This window comes from Thauera sp. 2A1, assembly GCF_009469595.2.
GTDB lineage: Bacteria > Pseudomonadota > Gammaproteobacteria > Burkholderiales > Rhodocyclaceae > Thauera.
This window is the reverse complement of the sequence record NZ_SSXV01000051.1, coordinates 1-2,748: the sequence shown is the minus strand read 5'-3', so window position 1 is coordinate 2,748 and position 2,748 is coordinate 1. Positions and strand designations below refer to the sequence as shown.

The 2,748-nt window shown below is 30.9% G+C and carries 3 protein-coding genes; all 3 read left to right on the top strand.

Annotated elements, in window-relative coordinates; genetic code table 11:
• A partial coding sequence (locus GH664_RS21965) for a GIY-YIG nuclease family protein (RefSeq protein ID WP_228111671.1) occupies positions 1–831 on the top strand: 831 nt, incomplete at its 5' end.
• Positions 832–860: 29 nt separating this feature from the next.
• Positions 861–1,613 carry a hypothetical protein gene (locus GH664_RS21960; protein ID WP_153163753.1) on the top strand — a complete coding sequence of 251 codons (753 nt, stop codon included), beginning with the start codon at positions 861–863 and terminating at the stop codon, positions 1,611–1,613.
• A 38-nt stretch (positions 1,614–1,651) separates the two neighbouring features.
• On the top strand, positions 1,652–2,194 hold the full coding sequence (locus tag GH664_RS21955) for a hypothetical protein (RefSeq protein WP_153163752.1): 543 nt from the start codon (positions 1,652–1,654) through the stop codon (positions 2,192–2,194).
• Positions 2,195–2,748: the final 554 nt, after the last annotated feature.

Sequence of the window (2,748 nt, the reverse complement as noted above, 5' to 3'; positions counted from 1 at the left end):
CGTTATAGTAGTATATTAAAAATTAGAAAATGTACTACTATGAGCAGAATATATAAAATTACAGATAGAACTAACAATAAAGTTTATATTGGACAAACCAAACGAGACATTTATAAGCGTTTTGCCGAACATATTTATCGTGCATTAAACTCACAGCGTAAAAATGATAGAACTCTAGCTATCTATATAGCTATAGTAAACCACAAACCTGAAAATTTTCAAGTAGAGCTTCTGGAGAATATAGAAGGTACACCAAAACAGGTAGACGAACGAGAGATATATTGGATAAAACAATATGATTCTACAAATCCAGATAAAGGTTACAATTTAGATAAAGGCGGTCATGTTATTTCAGAAGCCTGTCGTAAAGCTGCTGAAAAACATCTATTTAAAACTGGAGATAAATTAGAAGGTAAAATGCTTGAAAACGCTAGAACCAATGGTATGAAAGTTGCAAAAAAAGTATTGCAATTCGATAAAGAAACAGCTAAACTTATTGCAGAATATCCTAGTATTATGGAAGCTAGCAGATCTACAGGTTGTGATCGCAGATCTATCCAACGGCAATTACAAGGTGAATATGGAAATCCATCTTCCTCTAGAAGTTGGTCAAATTTAAAATATATTTGGTCTTATGATGATCAAAACGTAAACCGTGATTATATAGTTTGGGATACGACAAACAGTTTCAAAATGTTTTCAACATTGGAAAAAGCGGAAGAATTTTATAATAATCTTGAAAATTGTCCTGATAAAAAGATAGAAGAACTTACAACTCATCAAAAAGTTCTTTTATATAATATGAATAGAGAATTAAAAGAAAGTTTATAAAACTGAACAATCTAATATATAATTATATTATGGAAGTAATCGTTAGAATAACTAAACAGAATCCTTGGACTGGATTAGTAAAATGGTCCAATTGTTTTGATTATCTGGGTTCCTATTGGACAAGATCTGGTAGCCGTTACACAGGGTTAACCAGAGACAAAGCTAGAGAACTAGAACAGAAAATGGGTAAAGCTGAAGGAGAATTAGATCCTGATAGTACATTTTGGGATACATTTGCAATTAAGATTGGTAAGAAAGAATTAGTAATTAATACTGATAGACCTGAAGGAGAATTGCAATATTTATTCCTATTAGGACATAAGAGAGTAGCAAATGGCATTGATAAAGTAACTCCATCTACTGATTATGTACTTATAAATAAAGAAGCTGAAGCAGAACAAATTAATAAAGCTAACAAAGTTAAACGTGATGCTTATAGAGCATTAGATAAGATGAGTCTTGAAGATATGCGCAAATGTCTTAGACTATTTGGAGTTAAAGCTGACACTATGTCTAATGAATTAGTTGAAGCTAGACTTGGTGAAAACGTAGAAGCTGATCCAGCAAGATTTATTAGAATTTGGGTAGATAATCCTAATAAAGAAATTAACTTTGTAATTGAAGAAGCTTTAAGTAAAAATATTATTCGTAAGAACAGAGCATCATATTACTTTGGTACTGATCTTATTGGTAACGGTCTTGAAGATGTAATTGCATATTTGAAAGACAAAAAGAATCAAGATATTTACTTAAGTATTATGTCTGAAATAAAATCTAAATAATGACTAGAGAACAATTTCACTCATATTTTAAAGTAGCAATGGACAAGAACTCTCAAAGCGTAGCCTTTGGGGGTTGTCCTGCTTTCTTACCAGAAGAAATAGATTACTGGTTAGATCAAGGTTTATACCAAGAAATCAGTAATAAGTTTACTGGTAATAACTACTTAAAGACTAGCTTTGAAGGATCTGTAAAACGTATTCATGACTTAGAAAAATTAGTACGTACAGATGTTAACGTTGTTGCTAATACTGAAACAAATTCAAATAGATGTTATGTTACTAACTTATTCAATGGTGACAGAATGTTCTTTGTAGATGCAGTGTTAAACTTCAATAGTAACAAAGCTACTATAAAATTAATAGATCATTCTGACGCTACTAAGTTCAAGAAGACTTACAATAACAACCCTTGGATAGAAGATCCAGTAGCTGTAATAGAAGATAATACTCTATATATCTATTATGATTACTTAGCTATGAGTAGTAATAGCTATTCTGTAGATATTACCTATATTAAGTTTCCTACTAAGATAGAAGACTTACCAGCTGAAGGTATGAGTGAAATACCAGAGTATATGTAGTTTGAAGTAATTAACAGAGCTGTAGAACTAGCATTAGAAGATATTGAGTCTAAGAGAATATAGACTAAATCACAGTTGAACCAAATAGATGAATGATTATGACAAATCGTGGATTTCAAATCGAGTTTGAACGTAGGCTATAGTTAATGGATCCTAATTTAGTTATTAAGGATAAGCTATCCTCAGACACTATTATATCATTCATTAATGAGGCAATTGATAAATTTTATAAAACAAGATACTCAGGTATTAACTTTAAAGCTCAAGGATTTGAGTAGACAGAAAAGCGTATAGATGATTTGCGTACTTTAGTTCGTAAAAAGAACTATTCTAACACTTAGATAATTAAAGGAGTTAGAAACTCATACTCAGTAGAATTACCAGATGATTATGTATTATTACTTGGAGATACTGCTGGTATACAGCCGAGTGATGAATATCCTAACGAATGCTGGGAAAAAGACGATTTAGGTGCATATATAGTTAAGTATACAGATACGTTAGAATCTACAATTGAAACATTAGATAGACAATTAAGTAATTCACTATCTGAA